Annotated in this window: 4 protein-coding genes and 1 pseudogene; 2 read left to right on the forward strand and 3 right to left on the reverse strand. The window is 71.6% G+C overall.

The window, feature by feature from the left end; all coding sequences use genetic code 11:
* The 3 genes and pseudogenes from M0P34_RS13850 to kbl all read right to left on the reverse strand — a co-directional run.
* Window positions 1-305 (reverse strand): annotated as a pseudogene (locus tag M0P34_RS13850) (flagellin); the annotation flags it as partial.
* A gap of 480 nt (window positions 306-785) precedes the next feature.
* Window positions 786-1,811: an L-threonine 3-dehydrogenase gene (gene tdh, locus M0P34_RS13855; RefSeq protein ID WP_366062757.1), complete on the reverse strand. Its 1,026-nt coding sequence runs from the start codon at window positions 1,809-1,811 to the stop codon at window positions 786-788.
* 27 nt (window positions 1,812-1,838) lie between these two features.
* Complete coding sequence (gene kbl, locus M0P34_RS13860; protein ID WP_291500160.1) at window positions 1,839-3,035, reverse strand: glycine C-acetyltransferase; 1,197 nt, start codon at window positions 3,033-3,035, stop codon at window positions 1,839-1,841.
* Window positions 3,036-3,249: 214 nt separating this feature from the next.
* Here kbl and M0P34_RS13865 point away from each other — a divergent pair, with 214 nt between their 5' ends.
* Window positions 3,250-3,738, forward strand: coding sequence for an Lrp/AsnC family transcriptional regulator (locus M0P34_RS13865; protein ID WP_291500162.1), 489 nt, complete (start codon window positions 3,250-3,252; stop codon window positions 3,736-3,738).
* Window positions 3,735-4,622: a nitroreductase family protein gene (locus M0P34_RS13870; RefSeq protein ID WP_291500164.1), complete on the forward strand. Its 888-nt coding sequence runs from the start codon at window positions 3,735-3,737 to the stop codon at window positions 4,620-4,622. The genes M0P34_RS13865 and M0P34_RS13870 overlap by 4 nt, the downstream gene beginning before the upstream one ends.
* Window positions 4,623-4,658 lie beyond the last annotated feature (36 nt).

Genomic DNA, 4,658 nt, shown 5'->3' on the forward strand with positions numbered 1-4,658 from the left:
CCCGTGGCCGCCTGTTCGGCCAGCTCCTTCATGCGGATGAGCTTTTCGTCGATGACGCCCAGGGCGCCGTCGGCGGTCTGGATCAGCGAGATGGCGTCGTTGGCGTTGCGCACGCCCTGGTTCAGGGAGGCGATGTCCGAGCGCATGAGCTCGCGGATGGCCAGGCCCGCCGCATCGTCGGCGGCGGTGCTGATGCGCAGGCCCGAGGAGAGCTTGCGGGTGGAGACCGAAAGGGCCTGGTACGACGTGCCGAGGTTGCGGGCGGCGGTCATGGCGGTCAGGTTGTGGTTGATGATCAGCGACATGGTTCTTCCCTCCATTGATTGTTGGTGTGCGTCCTTGCTTTGGCCGTCCAGGCGCCGGGGCGAGAGCTGCGACGGTGTTCCCCGAGGCCTGTGCCGGACCATTCGGCGCGATGGCCGAACCCTTGAATCCGGGCCTTGAGGGGGACGCGGAGGGGGTTTTTTATTTTCACTCCAACATGCTTGTTTAACTGCTGAAAAAAGTCGGTTGCCGCCCTGGCGCGCCCCCGGGCGGCCTGCGCGGGCATCCATGAACCGGACGGGGCCGGACGGGGTAGGGCAGGGCAGGGCGGCCCGGGCGAGGCGCAAAAGGGGGAAGGCCCCCGCCCTGCGACCGGGGCCGCGGCGTGCCCGCGCAGGGCCGGGTCGACGCGGAAAGGGAAGGGCCCCCGCGCTGCGACCGCGCGGGGGCCCTTCGAGGGGAGGAGGAGGTCGGCTTCCGGCGGACCGTCCGCCGGGTGTCAGTTGCGTACCGTACCGAACCTACGTCCAGTCGAGGATCACCTTTCCGGATTGCCCGGAGCGCATGACCTCGAAAGCCTTTGCGAATTCGTCGGCGGCGAAGCGGTGGGTGATGGCCGGGGCCACGTTCAGCCCGCTTTGGAGCATGGTGGCCATCTTGTACCAGGTCTCAAACATCTCGCGGCCGTAGATACCCTTGAGCAGCAGGCCCTTGAAGACCACCTGGTCCCAGTCCACGGCCGTTTCGCCGGGCAGGATGCCCAGCAGCGCGACCTTGCCGCCGTGGTTCATGAGCCCGAGCATGCCCTTGAAGGCCGCCGGGCTGCCGCTCATCTCCAGGCCCACGTCGAAGCCCTCGGTCATGCCCAGCTCGGTCATGACCGCGCCCAGGTCCTCGCGGGCCACGTCCACGGCGCGGGTTGCGCCCAGGGTGCGCGCCAGGTCGAGGCGGTAGGGGTTCAGGTCGGTGATGACCACATGGCGCGCGCCCACATGGCGGCAGACGGCCACGGCCATGATCCCGATGGGCCCGGCCCCGGTGATGAGCACGTCCTCGCCCACGAGATCGAAGGACAGGGCCGTGTGCACGGCGTTGCCCAGGGGGTCGAGGATTGCGCCCGCCTCGTCGGAGACGCCGTCGGGCAGGCGGAAGATGTTGGCAGCGGGCACGCAGACCAGCTCGGCGAAGCAGCCCGGGCGGTTCACGCCGATGCCCACGGCGTTGCGGCACAGGTGGCGCCGCCCGGCGCGGCAGTTGCGGCAGTGCCCGCAGGTGACGTGCCCCTCGGCGGACACGCGGTCCCCCGGGGCCACGCCGCGCACCTCGGCGCCCACGGCGTGGACCGTGCCCATGAATTCGTGGCCGACGACCATGGGCACGGGGATGGTCTTGCGGGCCCACTGGTCCCAGTTGAAGATGTGCACGTCGGTGCCGCAGATGGCCGTCTTGCGCACGCGCACCAGCACGTCGTTGGGCCCGATCTCCGGCACGGGCACGTCGCGCATCCAGATGCCGGGCGCGGCCTCGGCCTTGACCAGGGCTTTCATGGTCGGCATGGCGAAATCCTCCCGGCCCTAGGCGACGACGCCCAGTTCGCGGCCCACGCGGGTGAAGGCGTCCACGGCCCGGTCGACGTGCTCGTCGGTGTGGGCGGCGCTCAGTTGCACGCGGATGCGCGCCGCGTCGCGGGGCACCACGGGGTAGGCGAAGCCCACCACATAGATGCCCTCCTCCAGCAGCCGCGCGGCCATGCGCTGGGCCAGCACGGCGTCGCCCAGCATCACCGGGGCGATGGGATGCCCGCCGGGCAGCACGCGGAACCCGGCGCCGGTCATGGCCGCGCGGAAGCGGGTCGTGGCGGCGTGCAGCCACGCGCGCAGCGCCGCAGAGTCGGCCAGGATGTCGAGCACGGCCAGGGACGTGGCCGCGATGACCGGGGCCAGGGTGTTGGAGAAGAGATAGGGCCGCGAGCGCTGGCGCAGCCAGCCGACAACCTCGGCCCGGCCCGAGACGTAGCCGCCCGAGGCCCCGCCCAGGGCCTTGCCCAGGGTGCCGGTGATGATGTCCACCCGGCCCATGACCCCGCAGTGCTCGTGGGTGCCGCGCCCGCCCGCGCCCAGCACGCCCACGCCGTGGGAATCGTCCACCACGGTCAGGGCCCCGGCCTGTTCGGCCAGGTCGCACAGGGTGCCCAGGTCGGCCACGGTGCCGTCCATGGAGAACACGCCGTCCGTGGCCACCAGCACATGGCGGGCGCCCTGGGCCCGGGCCTGGGCCAGCCTGGCGCGCAGGTCGTCCATGTCGTTGTTGGCGTAGCGCAGGCGCGCGGCTTTGCACAGCCGGATGCCGTCGATGATGGAGGCGTGGTTCAGGGCGTCGCTGACCACGGCGTCCTCGGGCCCGAGCAGGGCCTCGAACAGGCCGCCGTTGGCGTCGAAGCACGAGCCGTAGAGGATGGTGTCCTCGGTGCCCAGGAACTCGGAGATGCGCCGTTCCAGCTCGCGGTGCACGTCCTGGGTGCCGCAGATGAAGCGCACCGAGGACATGCCGAAGCCGTAGCGGTCCAGGGCGGCCCTGGCCGCGGCCACCAGCCGGGGGTCGTTGGCCAGCCCGAGGTAGTTGTTGGCGCAGAAGTTCAGGACCTCGCGGCCTTCGGCCAGGGTCACGGCGGGCTGTTGGGGCGAGGTGATGACCCGTTCGGTCTTGAACAGGCCTTGGTCGCGCAGGGCCTCGGTCTGCTCGGCCAGGGCGTCCAGCAGGGGCTTGGGCATGCGGTTCTCCAGGCAAGGGTTCCGTTCGCGAATCGATAATTACAGGCATTGAAAATTCGTTGTCAAGAATTTGTTGCCCGTGTTATTGCGGAAAACGCAACAAGAGCGGCCTTGGCCCGGGCGGCGCGCCGTGGCGCCCGATTGACGCCGGTCCGCCCCGATACTAGGGTGCCACCCGGCCCGCGAAGGACCCCAGCCCCAAGGAGGGTGCGAGTTGAACGGCAAGACCCTGACCCTGGATGCCACCGACTACGGCATCATCTCGGAATTGCAGAGGAACGGGCGAGAGTCCTACAAGCGCATCGCCCAGCGGCTGGGGGTGTCGGACGGTACGGTGCGCCTGCGTACCGAGCGCATGATGCGCGCCGGGTACCTGCGCGTGACGGCCTCGGTGAACCCGCTGTTTTTCGAGACGCAGATCTCGGCGATGGTCGGCATCTGCCTCGACCACCCGGCCAACGAGACCATCATCCGGCGCATCGCCGACATGTCCGGCGTGCAGTCGGTGATCAACGTCACCGGGCGCTACGACCTGCTGGCGGAGGTCTCGGTCTCCTCGCGGCGCGCCCTGCGCCGGTTTTTGGTGGACGACCTGGCCGCCGTGGGCGGGGTTACCTCCACCGAAAGCTTCGTGTACCTGGAAGCCGAGGGCAAGTGGGTGGAACTGCGCGAGCATTTTCCGGCCGCGGCCCCGGACGAATGAGCGCCCGCCGGGCCGGGCGCGGGGCGGCCTTTTCGGCCCCGGGGCTTGCCAAGCCCGGCGCCGGTGCGTATCTGCCCGCCATGTTCTGCGATATCGACCTGTGCAGGCGCTGCGGCGCCTGTGTTGCCGAGTGCCCCTTCGAGGTGGTGGTGCCCGACGGCGAGGGCTTTCCGGCCCTGCGCCGCGCGGCGCGCAAGATGTGCATCGGTTGCGGGCACTGCGTGGCCGTGTGCCCCGTGGGCGCCCTGACCCTGCCCGAGATGCCCGTGACCCCCGAGGTCGGCCCGGGGCACTGCCCGCCCGTGCCGGGCGGCGCGCGCCCCGACCCCGCGCGGGCCGAGCTGTTCCTGGCCTCGCGCCGCTCGGTGCGCACCTATCGGCCCGAACCCCTGGACCGCGCGACCCTCGAACACCTGCTGGCCGTGGCGGCCCACGCCCCCAGCGCCCACAACCGCCAGCCCGTGCGCTGGATCGTGTCCTTCAGCCCCGGGCGCACCCGCGCCCTGGCCGGGCTGGTGGTGGAGCACATGGCCGCGCGCGGGCTGTTCCCCGGCCTGCGCCGCCACTGGGCCGCCGGGGAGGACCGCGTGCTGCGCGGCGCGCCGCATGTGGCCGTGGCCACCGCGCCCCTGGACGGCCTGAATCCCGCCGAGGACTGCTGCGCCGCCGCCGCCTACCTGGAGCTGGCGGCCCACGCCCGGGGCCTGGGCGCCTGCTGGGCCGGGTTCCTCATGGAGGCCGCGCGCGAGTATCCGCCCCTGGCCGAGGCCCTGGGCGTCGCCCCCGGGCACGGCGTGTTTGCGGCCATCATCCTGGGCAAGGCCCGCTTCCGCTATCGCCGCGTGCCCCCGCGCCGCGCGCCCCGGGTGGACTGGCTGGAGTAGGGCGCGCGCCTTGCGGGCGCGCCGTCGCGCCCGGCG

It is taken from the genome of Desulfocurvus sp. (assembly GCF_023230885.1).
GTDB lineage: Bacteria > Desulfobacterota > Desulfovibrionia > Desulfovibrionales > Desulfovibrionaceae > Desulfocurvus.